We start from the raw sequence: 18,930 nt of genomic DNA on the forward strand, positions 1-18,930 counted from the left end.
CTGTTCCAGCCCTACGGAGGTCCGCAGTGAGTTCCGCCCCCGAGGATTCCCTCGAATCCCTCGCCAAGGCCAAGCGACTGGTTCTTGCACTGCTACCACAGGATCGTCAGCCAACGCTGGACGAGGTACAGAACGCGGTCACTGTCATCTTCGGGATGCTGGCTGGTCAAGGCGAGGTTCTCGACCGGGGCCAGTTGGCCAAGGAGATCGAGGCCATAACCACCGTGTTCCAGGAGGGCTCCTCCGGGTTGGAGAGCGACAAGGGACACGAACCGTGGTTACCCGAGGCCAAGAACGACCGCGACTGGGACTTCTGGGAGCGCTATCGGCGCTATCTGGAGGATGTCCGTAACCTGCCCCCGGTCGTCGTACGTCGGCTGGACCAGAGTACGGATGAGGTCCTGAGCCAGCTCGAGGACCCGCGCCGTGTCGGCTCCTGGCGCCGGACAGGTCTTGTGATCGGTCAGGTCCAATCAGGTAAGACCGGGCAGTACATCGGGCTCACCGCGAAAGCCGTGGACGCGGGATACCAGTTCGTGGTGATCCTCGCTGGCATTCACAATGACCTCCGTAGCCAGACGCAGTTGCGCATCGACGAGGGCCTCTTGGGCTTCGACACACAGCACCAGCAGCGGTCCAAGCAGAACGGTAAGTCTCGCCTCATGGGTGCCGGGCGGATGCCCGGTGCCAAGAGGCTCGACATCGCGTCGCCCACCAACAGCTCCGAGAAGGGTGACTTCGGTCGTCAGGCGGCGAACGCGGTCAACTTTCCCCTCGGCCGGTTCCCGGTCGTTCTCGTCGTGAAGAAGCACTGGAAGATACTTGAGTACCTGCGTACGTGGGTGACAGAGGTCCAAGGGACGGAGGACGAAACCGGCCGTAAGGTCGTACGTGATATCCCGCTTTTCGTCATCGACGACGAAGCCGACAACGCCTCCATCAACACCAACCGCGACCCCGACGCGGATCCGACCAAGACCAACGCCGCGATCCGTGACCTCATGCAGAGCTTCGAGAAGTCGGCCTACGTCGGATACACCGCCACTCCGTACGCCAACATCTACATTGATCCTGACGTCGACCACGTCGAACTTGGCGCCGACCTCTTCCCCGACAGCTTCATCCGGACCCTGCCATCACCATCCAACTACCTTGGGCCTGAACGCGTTTTTGGTCTTCAAGTCGACAGTGACGACGAGGACGACGTGCCCCCGCTGCCGCTGGTGCGCGCGGTGGACGACGCCGAGAGCTGGGTGCCGAGCAAGCACAAATCCTCCTTCATCCCCTCCGGCGATCTTCCCCAGTCCCTGCGCGAGGCGATCGCCTCGTTCGTACTTTCGTGCGCTGCCCGTAGAGCGCGGGAGCAGACGAAGGTACACAATTCCATGTTGGTGCACGTCACCCGCTTCACCGCCGTCCAAGGAATCGTTCGTGACCAAGTGGCCGATCACTTGGGCCTTCTCATGGACTCGTTGCGCGACCGGTACGGAAAGGCGCCGGAACAGACGGCGGCGTTCCGGGCTCTGTGGGAGCGCGACTTCGTCCCCACCACTGATCACTTCCCCACGGACGAAGCCGAGCGCTTGACCTGGGAGGAAGTGTCCGCGCAGCTCATGCCAGCCTTGCGCAAGGTCGTGGTCAAGACTGTGAACGGTGCCTCTCGAGACGCGCTCGACTACTACGAGCACCGCCGGACCGGACTCTCGGTGATCGCCATTGGGGGTCAGAAGCTCTCCCGAGGGCTCACTCTTGAAGGGCTGACCGTCAGCTACTACTTGCGTGCTTCCAACACCTACGACACTCTGCTCCAGATGGGGCGTTGGTTTGGATACCGCCCAGGTTACGAGGACCTGTGCCGTCTCTATACAACTCCCGACCTTCAGGCCAAGTACGTCGAGGTGACCGCCGCGACCGACGAGCTGCGCCGTGAGGTGGAGGAGATGGCCGCCCTCAACCTCACACCCGGGCAATTCGGTTTTAAGGTGCGTGCCTCTTCGCTCGGTCTTTCGGTCACGGCCGCCAACAAGATGCGCCAAGGCGTGAAGGTCATGCTCAGTTACTCCGGTGAGGGTCCGGAAACGGTGATTTTCAACCTCGCCCGGAAAACCGTCGACCACAACCTCAAGGCACTCGAGGACTTTGTGCAGCGGCTCGACGGCGTTACGGTGGCCAACTCGAAGGCCCCCGGCGGCAACGTGGCCTGGAAGGGGGTGCCTTCCGAGACGGTTGCTAACTTTCTCTCCAGCTACGAGACCGACCGTATGGCACAGCGAGTACGTCCCAGGTTCATCGCGAAGTACATCGACCAGTGCGCGGCGGTGGGTGAACTACCTCAGTGGACGGTGTACCTGATCGGCAAAGCTGCAGCACAGAATCCACAGAACGTCGCCGGACACATCGTTGGGCCCGTCACCCGTGCGGCGATCAACCCCAACTTTAGGACCGAGGGGCGGTACACGATTCGTCGTGTGCTGAGTCCACCTGACGAATCCCTTGACCTCGACCAGGACCAGGTGGACGCTGCCCTCGAAGCAACGCAGAAGGCCGCAGCGATGAAGAAGAAGGAGAAGGTCCCGCAGTTCCCCTCGGGTGAGCAGCTGCGTTGGCAACGAAGGCCAGACCAGGCTCTTCTGCTGATCTACCTGATCGAGCAGCCAACGGTCCCGGGCAAGGTGACAGAACCGCCGCTGGTGGGCTTCAAGGTCAGTTTCCCTCGCTCCAAGCGCCAGTCCGACACGGAGTACGTTGTCAACAGCATCTGGCAGCAGGAGGGCCTCGACTCCTTCGACGATGAGGAGAACGAGGAGTGACCGTCACCGAGGCCGAGTGGCGCGACCTGGAGACTCCTCAGACCACGCCCGGTCGATCCAGGCGCCGACTGCACCCGAACGCTCCGCTGGACATCTATCTTGCCGTCTCTCACCCTGGCCGCCAGCGCATGCTGGTCCTGAGGGCCGACGCCCGTTCTGCGGACCAGATCGTGCGCTCCGTGGGACGACTGCCTCGAGCGGCAGGTCTGGAGATAAATCTGAGCGCGGTGTCGCGGCTCGAGTACGAGCTCCAAATGGTCCTTACCACGAACGAGCTACGTGAGGTCTTCAACCCACTTGTCACTGACGTCGCCGACACCGTCAGGGACGCCCCGGGGGCCGCTGTCGCCCTCACCGCTGCGGTGGACAGGTTCGAGCGATGGCAGGATCTCCTTCGAGCAGTCGGCAGGGACGGTTTGGGGCCCGAGGCGCGCCGCGGTCTGGTCGGTGAACTACTAGTTCTCCGGGATCACGTTCTGCCTCACGTTGATCCAGCCGAGGCAGTGGAGTCATGGACCGGCCCGAGCGGAGCCAACCAAGACTTCCAGCTGCCAGGAGTGGCCATTGAAACGAAGTCAAGCGCCGCCAAACGCCCTCGAAACATACGCATCACAAGCGAGCGACAGCTGGACAGCGCTGGCACGCCCGCGCTGCTGCTGGCGCTGGTATTGCTCGACGAGCGGCGTGGTGGAACGGGCGAGAGTCTGAACCGGCTGGTGGACCGCATACGCGAGCGCCTCACCAGCCCTGTTGTACGTGCCGGGTTTGATGGACGACTCATTCGAACGGGATATCTTCCCGGGCAGCGCGACCTATACGACGAGCCTCGCTACACCCTCCGCGACCTGCGCTTCTGGCACGTGCAGGGAGATTTTCCAAGACTTGTTGAGGCGAATCTTCCCGCGGGCGTCGGTGACTGCACCTACCACGTGAGCACCTCGGGACTGGACCAGTACTGCGCCACGATCGACGAGGTGACCGAACTGATCAGGGGATCCCATGCCTGAGGGCGACCTGTCCGAGTACTCCCGTAGCCTTGTCGCGGACGTACAGGCGACTGCCGATGCCGAGGGAACCACCACACCGGAGACTTTTACTCGCCGGGTGTTCGAGGACTTGGAGGAAGCTGGCATCGTCTCCAACACCTTCACCGCCTACCACATGATGCACGGGCACCTGGTGCACGGGTACGGCATCGGGGAATCCGGCGAATGCCTCGACCTGTTCGTCACAGACTTTCACCTGAACCCGCTGGAGTCCAAGCTCACGAAGGGACAAACGGAGACCGCCTTCAGGCGTCTGCTGACGTTCGTTCGGCGGTGCAGAGACGGGTTGCGGCAGAACATCGACGAGTCCTTTGACGTCTACGACATGTGTGCAGCCGTCGAGAAAGCCCTCACCGAGGTACAGAGGATCCGGCTCTTCCTCCTCAGCAACCGCGTCGGTACCAACACCGTTGTACCTCCCACAGACTTCGGCGGTCTTCCCGTCACCCACGAGGTGTGGGACCTGGCACGATTGCACCGCCACGCGACGTCCGGGAGCATCAGCGAGCCCATCGTGGTCTCCTTCGCGCCCCCGTTGCCATGCGTCTCCGCGCCCAGCAGCGAGCCGGACCACTCGGTGACCATGGCCATCATTCCCGGTCAGAAGCTGGCCGAACTCTACGGTGAGTACGGCACCCGTCTTCTCGAACTCAACGTCCGCTCATTCCTCCAGGCCCGGGGCTCGGTGAACCGCGGCATCAGAGAGACACTGCTCAACACACCTGGCAGGTTCCTGGCGTACAACAACGGCATCACAGCAACTGCGTCACAGGTCGACTTTGTGTACGGCCCGGACGGTAGACCGACGGGGATAGCCCGTGTGCGTGGGCTCCAGGTGGTGAACGGCGGCCAGACAACAGCTTCGCTGCATTATGCGCAGAGCCGGGACAAGGCTGATCTGTCACATGTGGCGGTGCAGATGAAGCTGACGGAGGTGTCTCCGGAGCGTCTCTCGGAGATCGTCCCGATGATCTCCGAGTACTCCAACACGCAGAACCGCGTGACGCTGGTCGACTTCAGCTCGAACCATGAGTACCACGTGGCCATGCAGCGGATCACCCGGTCTTTGTGGGCTCCGGCAACGGACGGGAGCGGTCAGGAAACTCACTGGTTCTACGAGCGCGCACGCGGTCAGTACACGGATGAGGTGGCCAAGGCCCGAACCCCCGCGAAGCAACGCACCTTCAAGAAGCTCAATCCGACGAAGCAGAAGTTCACGAAGGCGGAGCTCGCCAAGTACATCAATTCCTGGAACCAACTCCCGTTCCATGTGAGCCGGGGGTCACAGAAGAACTTCGCCGCGTTCATGACCGCCCTCGACGATGCTCCCCCTCGCGTCGATGTCCAGTACTGCCAGCGTGTGATCGCGATGGCCATCCTGTTCAAGGCGGTGGACAGCATCGCGACGGCACACCAGGCAGGCAGCTACAAGAGCATGATTACGGCCTACACCACGGCCCGGCTGTCCCTCGCCACAGGCCAGCGCATAGACCTGGACCGGATTTGGCGTGAGCAGCGGATTTCACCGGCGCTCGAAAACGCGATCTACGATCTGTGCCCCCGAGTGATGGCAGTCGTGACCAGGCCACGCGAGGGCAACCATGTAGGTGAGTGGGCCAAGAAGCCCGCTTGTTGGGACGCAGTCTCCCGCATACGCTGGTCCGTACCCCAAAACCTGGAGAGCGAGCTACGCGAGCATCCCTTGGACAAAGAGGCGCTTGCCGGTGGCAGTGAAGGCGACAGGGGGGCAAGCGACGAGGTGATGTTGGTGTCGGCGGACGAGTGGTATGCGATCAACCGGTGGGCGAAGGAAACGCACAGTCTCGAACCGTCGCAGCGTCAGTTGGCCGAGTACGTTGGACGACGCCTGGAACTCGGCCAAGAGGTCCCCGAACCGCAGGCGGTACAGGCCTTGCACGCTCGTAACGAGGCTCTGTCTCTCGGGTTCAGCCCCGGACTGTAGAGACACCCAGCCTGCTGTACTTGTGGCTGCTCGCTCTTGACGAGGTTCCTCATGGTGTTCTCGACGTGCGGAGCACGATCCACCTGCCTCCGTCCTCGGTGCGAGGCTCGCCTCCGCGAGCAGACCGAGGGGAGTTCATCTTGGCCCTGGTTGTCTCAACTTGGAGCTCAGCTGGTTCCCGAAAGCACGGAAGGAATGTGACAAACTGCTCCCAGAGCTGTCGACAGGCAGGAGCAATGGGACATGACGTCAGATGATGACGCGCCGGACGTGGGTTAGGTCAGCAGCAAGGAGGCTCCCACCTTCGGTCGCCATGGGCGTGACACCGCTCAGGAGGGGGCCTTCCGGCGGGTAGTGCACAGGCTCAGGCCCAGATTCTGACTACAGCGCAAACGGCTGCCCTTTCCGTTGTACGGTCGGCTTCGTCCGGCTATCTGCGACGCTGAAGATCGAGACGACCAAGGCGAGATCACCGCAACGTTGAGACGGCCGAGGCTGCGAGACGGCCGTGGCTCGTAGCTGGATGCGGTATCCGAACCGACGTCGAATGCGTAGCGCTCAGTGTTGCTCTGCACCGCGCAGCGCCGCCTTGCGGCTCTGAGGCGGCACTGTTCCTCGACCATGTGTCCCGCTTACAGCGTCACTAAACAGGTCGCCCGAAACCTTCTCTCTGCCGACGCAGTACTGGCTCAGGGGGCACTCGTCGCAGAGCGGATCCTTGGTCCGGCATACGGTGTTCCCGATAAGCCGCAGCGCTGCCATGCGAAGTGCGGCGTTTTCCCCAGCTCCGACCAGTTTCACTAGATTTACCCGGCCGTCGCTGAGCCTGTTCGTTCGATCGGAGTCACTGCCGTTCAGGCGTGCAGCGACGCGTAGTGCTCCCTGTCCAACCCAAAGCAGGTCGTCACCCCTCAGTAGCCGGTAGAGGGTCCTCTCGGCTGGTTTCATTTCAAGGAGCTCAGGTAGCTCGTGCTTCTCCCCGTCTTCCTTCTCTTCTCCCCACAGGCTCTGCTTGTCCGCCGCTGCCGTCACCAGCCTGTTGAGGCGAGCCCGAGCGGCCGAAGTAGGAGCAGCACCCAGGAGCGTCGGCAAGTCAGACTCGTTCAGCTTTGTGTGTTCCCGAAGTGGTTCGAGTATTCGTCCCAGCTGCTCGGGCTGCAGCCTGGTTCCGGACAGCAAGGACACGAGCGCCGCATGCAGCGGCGAAAGCTTGGGCAGTTGGTACCAATCAGAGCCAGCACGGCGGCGCTCCGCCCAAGCGGTCAGGTCGCTTCGTACGGTGGCCCAGTGAGGCTGAAGCTCGGTGCCGTCCAATGGAGTGTCATCTGAGGGCAGCAGCGCCTCGGCAGCAGCTTTGCCAAGCAGCGGCGGTACAGCGTTGCCGATTTGGCGGAAGGCGTCACTACGTGTACCGGCGAAGCGGAAGCGGTCCGGGAAGGTCTGCACCCGCGCCGCCTCCCGAACAGTTAGAGTACGGTTCTGGTCGGGATGGATGTACCAGTACCCGTCCTTGGCGATATGGGCTGTGATTGACCTGCTGAGGTCGTCCCAGTCCAGCTTCTTGTACTTGTCGGTGAACTGGTCAGCCTTGTAACGCTGCAGTGCGGGGTCGATCTGCGAGTACAGGGTCTTCGAGTCCATCCCGCCGAAGATCTGCCAGTCATCCTCCCTGACTCTGCGGGTCATATGGTCCCAGACGACGTCCTTCTGTGCTCTCTTGCGCATGTTCTTGGCAAAGTTGGACTGCTTTTCGGGCGGCATTACGTACGGCCAGTTGCGATCCCCGACGCGATCTCTGGGCACAACGGGTAGTTCCGGCAGATCGCCAATTGCATCTCGCAGCGTGGTGCGATCCTTTTCCTCCACCGCCTGCGGCCAATCGAACTTCTCTGTATCGTTCCTGGCCAGCAGGATTAGTCGCTTCCGATGCTGCGGGACTCCGTATCGCCAGGCGTCCACGAGGCGTACCTGGGTCGCGTAGTGCAACTCCTCCAGTTGCTGTTCAATCGTGCGCACTACGAAAAAGTCGTCGCTGAGTCCCATGTCGGGTACGTTCTCCATGAGGACCGCACGCGGCTCGAGGCGCTTCACCATGTCGAGGTAGGCGCTCCACAGTTCCTTACGACGGTCCTCGGGGTCGCGTCCATGGTGTTCCACGAGACTGCGAATCTTGCTGCGCCCCGCCCTGCTGAACGGCTGGCAGGGGGGGCCTCCCGCCACCAGGTCGATCCTGCCCTTAGCCGGCGCCAAGAGTTCCTCGAGCCTGTCTCGTTCGGCGGGATTACCCAGGTCCATGCGCAGACTCATGCCAGGGAAGTTCCGTGCGTGGGTCTCCAGGGCACGCTCGTCGAAGTCGACCGCGGCCGCCACCGTCCACCCCGCCCACTGAAGCCCGAGACTCAAGCCACCGGCTCCGGAGAAGAGGTCGACAGCCAGCCGCTTCCCCTTACCGAAGCCTTCGAGCCACTCAGTAAACTCCTCAGGCTTACAGCTGTTTCTGTTGGGCTTGAGCCTCAGATAGTCGCTGCGCTCAAGAGGGACGCCATAGTGCTCCTCTTGCACAGCACGCACCTCCACACCGACGAGGACAACGAGCACCAGGAGATCACAGGCGCGTCAGCGGAGGCAAGAGCGCCGCCATGCTGACCCAACACGCCTGCCGACCGCCGTCACGCCGCTGTCAGGGCCCATGGATCCAGAGAGCCCCAGACCTCAACTCGAAACGATGTTCTGGTGCGATACCGAAGGCAATCCTAGCCTGAATCTTCCGTGATCTTGGTATCGTCGGCGGAAGGTTTTGGCCGATGTGTTTGGTCCAACTGAGGGCCAGGCTCCTCGGGCTAGCAGGGTGCCCTTCCGTCGCCGGGACGGTCCAAACCAGCCGACACTGAGGATACGGCCGAGCCGCTGGCGGAAGCTACACGATTACGGACGTTGGTGGAACTATGGATCCCCAGTTCGATGTCAGGGTGTTGCTCGTAGGATCTTCCCCGACTGCACTCTGCAGTACGGCAGCTGGAAGTGATAGGGCGGGAGCGCGGTGAACTCCGAGAAAGCGGAGGCATACCTCCGGCCGCGTGCGCGGCTGATGAGCACCCTGGGCGAAGAGCTGATCAGTAACGAGCGGGTGGCAGTCACCGAGCTGGTGAAGAACGCCTACGACGCCGACGCCAGCCTTGTGCTGATCCGCTTCAATCCGCCACTCGAAGCAGGGAGTGGTTCGATCGAGGTCTGGGACAACGGGCATGGTATGTCACCAGACACTGTGCGAGGCACCTGGATGGAGATCGCCACCTCGCACAGGCATCGGAACCACCGCAGCGAGTCTGGTGGACGTCGTGTGCTCGGCGCCAAGGGTATCGGTCGGTTTGCTGCCGCTCGCTTGGCCCATGTCACCACCATTACGACTAGGCGTGTCGACGAGCCCGAGGTCGCTCTTCGTATCGACTGGGGGAACTTCGCTAACGAGGACGCCTACCTCGACGAGGTTCCGATCTCCTACTCCACAGCCCTGCCGGCTGTCTTCGCGGTGGACGGAGAGGCAGCGCAGAACTTCTCCGAGATCATCCAGGGTTTCCAGGCAGCTCCACACAGCGCTTTGACTGGTCATGGGACCGTGGTCCGGCTCGAAGGACTGCGCATGGACTGGGAACCGAAAGCCGTTGAAGCCCTCAAACGCTCCCTCTCTCGGTTGCTTCCCCCGCCACCTCCTGTCGAATTATCCGTGCCCGACCAACCCGAGTTCGCGATCTACATCGACACCCCCGACGGGCCGCTCCGGCACTTCTCCGGCTTCGTGGCCCCTAGCGAGACGCTGGCGCATCCGCATTACCGCCTTGTAGGCAGCGTGGACGCCACCGGTGACGCACATTTAACTGTCTATGCTGACGATAGTGAACCCGTAAAGGTTGTCAACGAGAACCTTCGGAAGGACTCCGGGGGACCATCCTGTGGCCCTCTGAAACTGGATTTCCGTGTTTGGGATCTCGAGAAGCCGGCTCTCGAGCCACTCTTTCATCTCGATACGGGAGCGAAGAACGTCACTGAAATTCGGAAACTTATCCGCGGCAACAGCGGCGTGACCCTCTACCGTGACGGGTTTCGCGTACAACCGTTCGGCGAACCAGGATACGACTGGCTCGGGTTCGACCAGCGACGCGTCAACAACCCCACAATGAGGCTGTCCAACAACCAGGTAGCAGGCTTCGTCTACATCTCGGCCGACGACAACCCCGGCCTGCAGGACCGTTCACACCGAGAAGGATTGATCGACAGCCCGGAGTACGAGGACTTGAGGGCGGTCATACTGCAGGCGATCTCGAAGTTGGAGATCGAGCGCTATAAACTACGCCGACCTGATACGGCCGCCCAGCCTGGAACAGATCTCTTTTCGGATACTCATGGTGGACGTGGTGGCCACGGGGTCTTCCATAATTTCAACCTGGACCCACTCCGGCAGGTTGCCACGGAGCGCTACCCGGACGACATCGTCCTAGGCCGCGCGATCGAGGAAGCCACAGAGAAAATCAACGAGGGTGTTCGTAAGGTCCAAGAGATCATTGCCCAGTTCTCCCGACTTGCGACACTGGGCACCCTCGTTGATGTCGTGCTCCACGACGGCCGAGCCGCCTTGGCACGTATCGCCTTCGACCTTCGCCGTCTTGGCAAGATTACTAAGAAAGTGGAAGAACATGACACGGATCTGTCCGCTGCGCTCGGAGACCTACGCGTAGACCTCGCCGCCCAGGAGCGGGCTCTTGACCGGCTCTTCGCCCGTATCGAACCTCTCAGTGGACGACAGCGCGGGCGCCCTCGCCAGCTATCCCTACACGAGAGCATCGCCGAAGCGGTTTCCGTCCTGGAATCCGAAGTCGCCAGGCACGGTGTAGATGTGACGATCAGCGGGGAAGACGTGACGGTCACCGCCGAGCCCGGGGATATCAGGACACTTGTGCTCAACCTCGTAGGTAACGCTGTCTACTGGTTGTCCACCGCCCCCAACGGGACAGAGCGTAAGATCCTTATTGAAACCGAACGCACCAAGGAAAACGCGGTAGACGTGGTGGACATTACGGTCAGCGACAGTGGCCCCGGTGTGCGCGACGAGATCAAGGATCTCATTTTCGACACTTACTTCAGTGACAAGCCGGACGGCATCGGCCTCGGTCTAAGCATCGCGGGCAGCGTCGTGAAAGACTTCTACGATGGCGACCTGTGGCTGGTGAGCCCTGGCCCTCTTTCCGGTGCAAGTTTCCGAGCGCGACTGCGGAGGAGGGTTGGGTGACGTCACAGGGCGTTGCTTATCAGATACTCATCGTCGATGACGACGTCGAGATGGCGGAGAATCTTCAGGAACTGCTCAAGGAAGAGCTTGAGGACTTAGGGAACATCCTCTTCGCGAAAGAAGAGGACTTCTCCGCTGCTGAAACTCGGCTAACCCAATCGGACTTCGACTTGGTCGTCCTTGACGTCCGCGACGCTGCCGATAGAGGCCCCTCCGCTGACATTGAGGGGCGCGGGCGCGAGCTGTACGAACGGATCGCTAAGATCCGATGGGTCCCTGTGGTGTTCTTCACCGGCGTCCCCCAGCAGGTGCGAACTCTGGAGAAACCCCCTCTCATCAGAGTGGTAACCAAGAACGACCTGGACGACATCGTTCCCGCAGTACGAGAGGGGCTGCTTTCAGGTGTGCCCGCGTTGACACGCCGTATCTCTGGTCTGGTCGAACGCCACGTACGCGAATTCATGCGCGATGTCGTGGCTCCGCATTGGACGGAGATGGCTGGTGCTGACCAGAACGAGATCGCTCCGGTGATTATTAATCGTCTTGCTGCGTGGCTCCGAGAGAACGGTCTCCACGAGCTGGATAACGTCGTGGACGGCGACATTGCCAACACGTTGGAACAACCTTCGGCAGCGCGGGTTTATTTGATACCTCCCGTGACACACCACCTCACGGCAACCGACCTTCTGGTAGACCCTGAAGAAGGCTGGTGGCTGGTCCTCACACCCGCGTGTGATCTGTACGAGGATCACCCATCCTCGAACGTACAGAAGCCACGGACAGCCAAAGCTCAGTACGTCCGTTTGGCTAAGGCTGACAGGATCTTCACTAATGACGGGTCCGGCTCCGAGTCCCCGGCCATTGCAAGTTGGTTGGGGAGTGCCAGAAGTGAAAAGGATAAGAGTCAAGCTCAACGTGTCTTCAGAACGGACGACAGCCGGTACCGGGCCTTACCCCGTTACCTCGACGTACCCGACCTCGTGATTGACTTCGAGAACGTGAGGTCTGTCGAGCTCGCGGAGGTGCGGACTTGGAAACGGGTCGCTACGCTGGACAGCCCTTTTGCGGAGGCGATGTTGACCTCCTACAGCCGGTCTGTCGGCCGTGTTGGTACACCTGACATCAGCTTTGATGACGTGCAGAGGCAGCTGCAGCTCAAGAAGGCCAAATCCTTACCTGTTCCCGACCGGATGCCTGCACAGAAGTCGAACAGCGAGGTTCTCGAGGACTAGGGTGGTGCTTTTCGTTTTAGGAGGAGTGAATCACGCCGCCAGCGACATAAGACGACGCGTGGATTCTAAGGGAAAGCGCGACATCGATCCTCGGCCGGAAGCCACAGCCTGCCTGCTGGCCAGCTGGGCCCTACTATGGCATATGTCCGCTTGCCGAGCCATGCAAGTTTGTCAGGAGGGGTGATCTGGCACGTCGACGCTCTGCTGATCGAAGTTCTCGACGCCCCTTGCCTGCTGCTCCACCCGGTAGGCGGCATGCTGCAGATCACGCTTAATCTCGCACTCCCAGATGCGGAGTACTCGCCAGCCAGCCTCTATCAGAAGCGCGTTGTTCCGGACGTCCCTCCCTCGGTTCGTATCGATCTTGAGGCGCCACCTCTCCGCGTTGGGTCCCTTGAACTCGGCTGGCGAATGGTCAGGGCACCCGTGCCAGAAGCATCCGTCGACGAAGACCGCGAGTCTCCATTTGGGGAGCACAAAGTCAGGGGTGCACCGGGCAACCAGCCGGCGGTGAAGGCGGAACCTGAGCCCCAAGGCATGAACAGCCCGACGCAGTTCAACCTCGGGTTGCGTGTTCCGTGTACGCCTTCCTCGGAGGTGAGCCCCTTTCTCCGTTGGTTCCCACGACCGATCGTTGGTCACAGCGACATTCCCCCAGCGACAACTTCAAGCTCTAAGAGCTGGTCCAGAGCATACCGACTCCGGTTCCTCACCTCATGGTCTCTCTACAGGGGGTCACCGGGACCGAATCCTGCTGCCACCTTGGAGGCTCACACCTGCACAGTTATCCACAGCAGTACCATGCACGTGATGGTCTGCTCTTCGGTGTGACATCCACAGGTTGTTCTATCTCAGATAGGTGGCGCTGCGTCCCGAGCCCGGGACCCTCGAGGTGACGCTGGTCATCCGCACCTACTCGGAGGACTATTGGTTGCACAACGTCAAGCTCTAGGTGGCGATGGCTGGCGGACACTGTCGGTGGTTCGCTAATTACTAGCAGACGTATCAGGCCGGACTGGAAATCGGCATGTGACGAACCTGCGAAAGTATGAACTCGCAATCACCGTTGTGAACGATCGGAGGATGTTCCATGATCCCGTCCTATCCTATTGTGGTCTCGGCGCAGATCCCCGAGGGAGCATCCTTCTGGATGCCGTCCAAGAGCGAATATGACGAGAGGGCGGAAGGCGACGGCGAAGGGTTCGGCTACTTCCGGGATACGTGGCTCCTGCTGGAGCTCACCACCGAAGAAGCAGCAGGCCTCGTGGCTGAAGAGCGCGAGCTACTACCGCTGGTGGACAGATACAGCAGTACGCCCGAGGAGTTCGAGGAGACCGTTTCAAGCCTAGAACACCCAGACCTGCCTGAGCACCAGCCCGATCGTCTCAGGGACACACCACTGTGGGATCATATCGTTGATCCCACCGGAAGCAGTAGAGAGCATGCGTTCTACAGCTTGGAGTTCGGCGTTGCTGGCCTCAGCTACGTGCTGAACAGTCTGGGTTTTCTGCCGGTGGCGAGCTGCCGCGTCCACTATGAACGCTCCTGGTCAACCTCGCCAGTAGTCTTCGTCGCCACCACACAAGCTGGTGCGCAATGGCTACAGCCCCTGCTCGAGCGGACAGGTTGTGGGTTTTCCATCGATCCCGACCGGCCACAATTTCTCGTGATTGAAGCGCCATCGGTCACACACTCGATCGCTCTGGCCGAGATTATTGTCGAAGAGTCACCGAACGCGCCCCAGATTCATCTTGCTCCAGATGCTGAGACCGAAGGCCCCGAGCACGAGGCTCGACGGGAAGTACCAGGCCAAGAACAGCTTTGGTGACAAGCAATTGACGAAATGGTTCAGTGCATCGAAGTAGTAGGGCTTCTCATCGGCTAGCTGATCCATCCCCTGTGATTCGATAGTTGAATCGAACAGGACGGAGGTCATCGTTTGCGGGTTGCCATCTCTCCCAAATGCGAAGTCGTCCCCCTTCCAGATCGGGTACCTCACCACCATTGTCGATGCGCTTGATCTGGTCCACTACGACTAGATCAGTCGGATGCGCCCGGGCATTGTCCACCTCGTTGGTGGTCAATTCCACGGATTTGGCGACGTCTGTTGACCCCTTAACCTCGATGTGAAGCACTGTTGTGTCCCTGACTGCGTGAAGGTCGTAAGACCTGCGCGTCCCTACGTCCTTGACGCGGTACCCCAAGCCCTCGTAGTGCTCGACGGCCCGCTTGACCGCATGTCTCTCAACCGCCTGGCGAAGCCGGGCGTCCTGCATGTATCGAGGATGTCTTGGCGTCTCCGCGGCATTTTTATACAGATCTTCGTCGCTGTTTTGTAGGGTAACTGCCTGCTGAGGGAGCGTAAGAAGGGGCTCAACCTGAGGTTCTCTGATTGTGCTATTACTGGCGAGCTCGTAGGCTAATTGGTCGACGTCGGCCAGGGTGAAGCTTGGGACTTCGAGACGAAGCCGCATGCGCTTGCGATTATTACCGTCTCTCGTGGCTCCAGGGGCCTGCCCGACTCTTCCTTGTCGACGTGTGAGCTCCAGTCGGAGAGAATCCATGTTTGGCCAATCCTTAAGACGGATCGGCCCGTCCGAGAGCCTCCGCTGTTCTTCCGGTAGGTGCCGAGTTCGGTATGAATCCAAGAGTGCCTCGCGGAGAGTGGCATCCCGATCTCGAAGCCGAGTCAGGAGCAGCGTGAGGGCCTTCGGGTAGTCCAGGTTTCGCGAGGGGCCGCCGGGGGATCTGCCGCCGGCGCTGTCGAGGATCAGTGCGAGGTACGGTCCGTCGGATTCGATCGAGAAATTTGCATTCAGGACGTGTCCAGCGTCGTCTCTTGGCATCACGGAACATATTTTTGCAGATAGGAGCGAAAAAATTGCCGCGATACGTCCACAACCGGCACGAGAGTGGCAGCATGACTATCCGACCGCACCGTACGTCGCAGACGAGCTAGTCGCAGACGAGCTAGTGGTGCGTCACGCAACCTTGGTGGGGTAACTGGTCCATGAGCGGATCGGGGAGCTGGCCGCGAAGCTGACCTTGGGATGGGCGTGCCGGTTGTGCCAGCGGACATAGGCGGCGATGGCGGCGTTCTGCTCGGTATGGCTGCGGTGGTCGGTGTCGTTGAGGGCGAAGTAGCGCAGCGCGGCGAACTCGGATTCGATCCAGTTCAGCCAGGAGGCGTAGGTCGGCAGGAACACCAGCTCGACGTCGTTGGCGGCGGCCCAGGCCTTGACCTGGGGATGCTTGTGCGGTGAGTAGTTGTCCACGATCAGGTGGAGCGTGCCGCCGGGCCAGCGCTCGCGCAGGGACTTAACAAACGACAGGAACTCCCGCCAGCGCTTGCGCTCACGGATCCGGTGGTAGATCTTCCCGGTGGTCAGGTCCAGGGCGCCGAGCAGGTGCATGACCCCGCCGTAGCGGTTGTAGGTGGCCCGCAGGCGGCGGGGGTTCTTGCCCGGCCGCCAGGCCTTGCCCTTGCGGGGTTGCAGGTTGAGCGGTCCGAACTCGTCCACGCAGATCACCCGGCCGTCCTTGAGTGGGGTGTCGTAGAGGGCCAGGACGCGCTGCATCTTGGCGACGAAGTCGGTGTCGTTGCTGTTCTTCCACGTCGTGGTGCTCTGCCATGACACCTTGCCGGCCTTGAGGATCCGCGCCGGGTGCCCACGGCTGGTCGAGGTCACCAGCCGTACCTCGACCAGGTGGGCGGCGAGCTTGGCCAGGCTCCAGGTGGAAAAGGCGGTGATGCCCCATTCGGCGGGGGTCGTCCGGGCGATGAGGCAGATGCGCTCGCGCACCCACTCACTGATCCTCCGTGGAGGGCCCCCGCTCCATTTTGGGTCCAGGGCAGCAAACCCCCGCTCGTTGAACGCGTGCACCACCTGGCGCACGTAGTCGTCGCTGACCTGCATCAACGTCTTGATGGCGGAAGCGGATTGCCCTTGTGCGGACATCAGCACCACGATGGCTCGCCGCAGTTTCACCGGATCCTTGGCGGAGCAGGTGATCCTTTGCAGGCGCCGTCCCTCCTCCATCGTCAACGCACGGACGAACACCTCGGGTTTACGCGCCACGACCACCTCCCAGAACGACTCCGGGACCAGGCTGCCGGGCTCACCCCGTCGAGATCAAATAGCCCAGCAATGTTCGGAGACGCGCCACTAGTGCGAGATCACCGGCGTCTCCGGCACCTACTCTGACCCCCGCCACATCATCCTCTACACCAGCAACATGGAGGCACGCCAAGAGTTCTCCCTTGTCCTCACCGCCCGCTACCAAGCTGGCCAGCCTACTCCCAGCGATGAATCCCGCGAAGTCCGTTGGGTGCCGCCTAGCGAAATCAAGAAACTGCTCATGGACCGCTCAATGTGTCTACGTATCACGCACTATCTGACCGGAAGTGGTATACACATAGGCTAACGCCAGGACCTCCCAACTAGCTGTAGAGACGATGCACTGGGGGTAAATTCCTGTACTGACTTAAAGGCGGACTGCCGGGCTGTGAGTGTGCTCGGCTGCGGCTCTTGCACAGTCAACGTTCTAGGGGAAGCAGCACCTCTAAAGCCGTGCCGATTACTCACTTCGCTGCTGGCCGACAGCGGCTGAGGTGATCAACGCTGAGGCTCTTTTTTTATTGAATCCCGACACTAGGTAACTGTATTCGGTAGCTTACCGGTGATTCAGCGTTCCGATAACGGTAATTGCTCGTTTGCGGAAGTTCAAGGCAAAGTAAAGCCTAGACTCTTGAGTCGACGCGCAAGTGCTACTCTTCCTGTCTCACGCAAACTATCAAGGTCAGCTAGAGATGTCCCATAACGCTCGCCCCATGATCTGTATAGATTTACGAGCTGCTGAAGCTCCATAGATGCCCGCTGTTCCAGCGCAGCGCGTAAATCCTTGCCAAGGTCATCAGCTTGGAACTCTGCTCTCCTTAGGTCGTCCTTGTGGATGGACCACCAGGACGCAAAAACACCAGCGAGACGGTATCGATCGACTACGCCGACAGGTGCGAGGGTCGCTGTAAAGTCAGCTATCAGGCTTTGCCTTTCGCGCAATAGCTTCCCTGCGCTCTTCAAGGAGGTCAGACGTGGAATAATTGATTCCCACCATAGTGAACACTCTCGCAAGAGAGCCTCCTTCCGTGAAGATCCGAGCCAGAAAATTCTAGCTGCAGTCTTCTCCCATCCCTCTTCTAGAAAGTCGTAGTAACGTTCATCTTTCTCGCAGAAGAGATTTTCAAAGTCAATTCCGTAGATGAGGAAACGAGGAGCGAAAGATTTAACTTCGCTCTTAGGTATGCCGCCGAAGAGCAAGGCATTCGCATCAAGCAATGGTGAGGATGATGTTTGTGAGTCTACGTATCGCCGGATGCTGAGGCTGTAGTCGTTAGCTGCGATTTCATCAAGAGAGGCGAGTTGAGAGAACCCGGGAATGTCTCTTCTTTCTTGAAAGAGGCTGATGATCATCTCAATGTTCTGCGGCTCTAGTCGGTTCTGAGTTCGGCCCGACACAATCTCTCGCTCAGCGTTGATAAATAAGACGTCATTGTTTGTAAATTTCCTGCTGTGTCCTTCGCCACTGAAGACGAGAATGCATGCTGGCAGGGCAGTCCCGTAAAATACATTTGCACCGATGCCGATCACGGCGATGAGGCGTCCGCTCTCGATTATCCCACGGCGGATTGCGGCATCGGCGCCGGTCCGGAAGAGTACCCCGTGGGGAGCGACTACAGCGCCCCTGCCGGTTGGCCTCAATGAGGCCATGGCATGCTGAATGTTCATGAAGTCAGCATGTGCAGGCGTTGAATAGCCGAACTTCATCCGCTCCCGATAGGGGATCGATTCGACGTCATACTTCATGGAAAATGGCGGGTTGCAAAGCACCCGGTCAAACTCCTGAGGCCTGCCGTCGATGATAAATGCGGGGCTGGTCAGTGAGTCGCCCTGGCGAATCTCAGCATCGGTAATACCGTGTAGAAGAAGGTTAAGTCGTGCTAGGGCGCAAGCGCTATAGTTGCTGTCCTGACCGAACAATCTCAAGTTAGTCTTGCTGCTTTTTTTCTCTTCAGCAAACTTGTGGGCACGAATAAGCATGCTGCCAGCGCCGGCGAAAGGGTCATGTATGCTATCCCCTTCATCTGGTTCCACCAAGCGGACCATAAGCTCAACCACTGAAGGTGGCGTATAGAAGGCACTGCTACCCTTGCTGTGACGTTCGGCGTACCTACCAAGGTAGGCATCAAAGGCAGTACCGAGGGTGTCAGGGAACTCCAATGCCTCGTCTGCAAAGGAAAGCTCATCCAACTCTTGGATTGCTTTCCGTAGTGCTGAATCTCCTATACGGCTGCAGTCAATCGACTGTAGCGAGTTTTGGAAGATTTCCTTGTTCATCTCCTCCAGCATGTAGAACGCTTTGGATACCTTCAATCCCAGGTCCTTGCTTGAGGTAAGCGAAGGCCATGGGTTCAGATCTGGTATCTGCAGGAATCCAGGCTGATCACAAGCGCGCTTAAGGACCAGCAAACCAGCTACAAAATCGAATGGTTCGCGTGCAGTACCGTGCAGTATGTCCGCCACCGAAAAGATTTTAG

At 60.2% G+C, this 18,930-nt stretch carries 11 protein-coding genes and 1 pseudogene; 7 read left to right on the forward strand and 5 right to left on the reverse strand.

Annotated features, from left to right (window positions below):
- Positions 1 to 26: 26 nt before the first annotated feature.
- From ABZ470_RS37010 to ABZ470_RS37020, 3 genes are read left to right on the forward strand one after another with little or no spacing between them, the layout of a single operon-like run.
- Positions 27 to 2,810: a Z1 domain-containing protein gene (locus ABZ470_RS37010; protein WP_362917374.1), complete on the forward strand. Its 2,784-nt coding sequence runs from the start codon at positions 27 to 29 to the stop codon at positions 2,808 to 2,810.
- Positions 2,807 to 3,817, forward strand: a complete 1,011-nt coding sequence (locus tag ABZ470_RS37015; protein ID WP_362917376.1) for a PD-(D/E)XK motif protein — start codon at positions 2,807 to 2,809, stop codon at positions 3,815 to 3,817. Before ABZ470_RS37010 ends, ABZ470_RS37015 begins: the two co-directional genes overlap by 4 nt.
- Entirely contained in the window at positions 3,810 to 5,819 is a 2,010-nt protein-coding gene (locus tag ABZ470_RS37020) for an AIPR family protein (RefSeq protein WP_362917378.1), read from the forward strand. Before ABZ470_RS37015 ends, ABZ470_RS37020 begins: the two co-directional genes overlap by 8 nt.
- A 558-nt stretch (positions 5,820 to 6,377) precedes the next feature.
- Here the strand turns inward: ABZ470_RS37020 and dcm are convergent.
- Positions 6,378 to 8,417 carry a DNA (cytosine-5-)-methyltransferase gene (gene dcm / locus ABZ470_RS37025; RefSeq protein ID WP_362917380.1) on the reverse strand — a complete coding sequence of 680 codons (2,040 nt, stop codon included), beginning with the start codon at positions 8,415 to 8,417 and terminating at the stop codon, positions 6,378 to 6,380.
- A gap of 442 nt (positions 8,418 to 8,859) precedes the next feature.
- Here dcm and ABZ470_RS37030 point away from each other — a divergent pair, with 442 nt between their 5' ends.
- The gene (locus ABZ470_RS37030) at positions 8,860 to 11,103 is read left to right on the forward strand and encodes a sensor histidine kinase (protein WP_362917382.1); all 2,244 of its coding nucleotides are present in this window, start codon (positions 8,860 to 8,862) and stop codon (positions 11,101 to 11,103) included.
- On the forward strand, positions 11,100 to 12,335 hold the full coding sequence (locus ABZ470_RS37035) for a hypothetical protein (RefSeq protein WP_362917384.1): 1,236 nt from the start codon (positions 11,100 to 11,102) through the stop codon (positions 12,333 to 12,335). The genes ABZ470_RS37030 and ABZ470_RS37035 overlap by 4 nt, the downstream gene beginning before the upstream one ends.
- Before the next feature lie 171 nt (positions 12,336 to 12,506).
- Here ABZ470_RS37035 and ABZ470_RS37040 read toward each other — a convergent pair whose 3' ends face one another.
- Positions 12,507 to 12,977, reverse strand: coding sequence for a very short patch repair endonuclease (locus ABZ470_RS37040; RefSeq protein WP_362917386.1), 471 nt, complete (start codon positions 12,975 to 12,977; stop codon positions 12,507 to 12,509).
- A gap of 448 nt (positions 12,978 to 13,425) precedes the next feature.
- Here ABZ470_RS37040 and ABZ470_RS37045 point away from each other — a divergent pair, with 448 nt between their 5' ends.
- Positions 13,426 to 14,163 carry a hypothetical protein gene (locus ABZ470_RS37045; RefSeq protein WP_362917388.1) on the forward strand — a complete coding sequence of 246 codons (738 nt, stop codon included), beginning with the start codon at positions 13,426 to 13,428 and terminating at the stop codon, positions 14,161 to 14,163.
- Positions 14,164 to 14,209: 46 nt separating this feature from the next.
- On the opposite strand, the gene ABZ470_RS37050 is transcribed toward ABZ470_RS37045, so the two are convergent.
- Together ABZ470_RS37050 and ABZ470_RS37055 are read right to left on the reverse strand one after the other, a co-directional pair.
- The gene (locus tag ABZ470_RS37050; RefSeq protein ID WP_362917390.1) at positions 14,210 to 14,809 is read right to left on the reverse strand and encodes a DUF3883 domain-containing protein; all 600 of its coding nucleotides are present in this window, start codon (positions 14,807 to 14,809) and stop codon (positions 14,210 to 14,212) included.
- Positions 14,810 to 15,316: 507 nt separating this feature from the next.
- Complete coding sequence (locus ABZ470_RS37055; protein ID WP_362917392.1) at positions 15,317 to 16,414, reverse strand: IS630 family transposase; 1,098 nt, start codon at positions 16,412 to 16,414, stop codon at positions 15,317 to 15,319.
- 91 nt (positions 16,415 to 16,505) lie between these two features.
- On the opposite strand from ABZ470_RS37055, the pseudogene ABZ470_RS37060 reads away from it, so the two are divergent.
- Positions 16,506 to 16,760: pseudogene (locus tag ABZ470_RS37060) on the forward strand (NUDIX hydrolase); the annotation flags it as partial.
- Positions 16,761 to 17,059: 299 nt separating this feature from the next.
- On the opposite strand, the gene ABZ470_RS37065 reads toward ABZ470_RS37060, so the two are convergent.
- Positions 17,060 to 18,916: an N-6 DNA methylase gene (locus tag ABZ470_RS37065; protein ID WP_362917394.1), complete on the reverse strand. Its 1,857-nt coding sequence runs from the start codon at positions 18,914 to 18,916 to the stop codon at positions 17,060 to 17,062.
- Positions 18,917 to 18,930 lie beyond the last annotated feature (14 nt).

The organism is Streptosporangium sp. NPDC020072 (assembly GCF_040631445.1).
GTDB lineage: Bacteria > Actinomycetota > Actinomycetes > Streptosporangiales > Streptosporangiaceae > Streptosporangium.

What these genes read in the sequence shown, in the direction of transcription:
- ABZ470_RS37050 (WP_362917390.1), bottom strand. Translation starts at nt 14,809, where the DNA reads ATGCGGCTTCGTCTCGAAGTCCCAAGCTTCACCCTGGCCGACGTCGAC.
- ABZ470_RS37045 (WP_362917388.1), top strand. Translation starts at nt 13,426, where the DNA reads ATGATCCCGTCCTATCCTATTGTGGTCTCGGCGCAGATCCCCGAGGGA.
- ABZ470_RS37020 (WP_362917378.1), top strand. Translation starts at nt 3,810, where the DNA reads ATGCCTGAGGGCGACCTGTCCGAGTACTCCCGTAGCCTTGTCGCGGAC.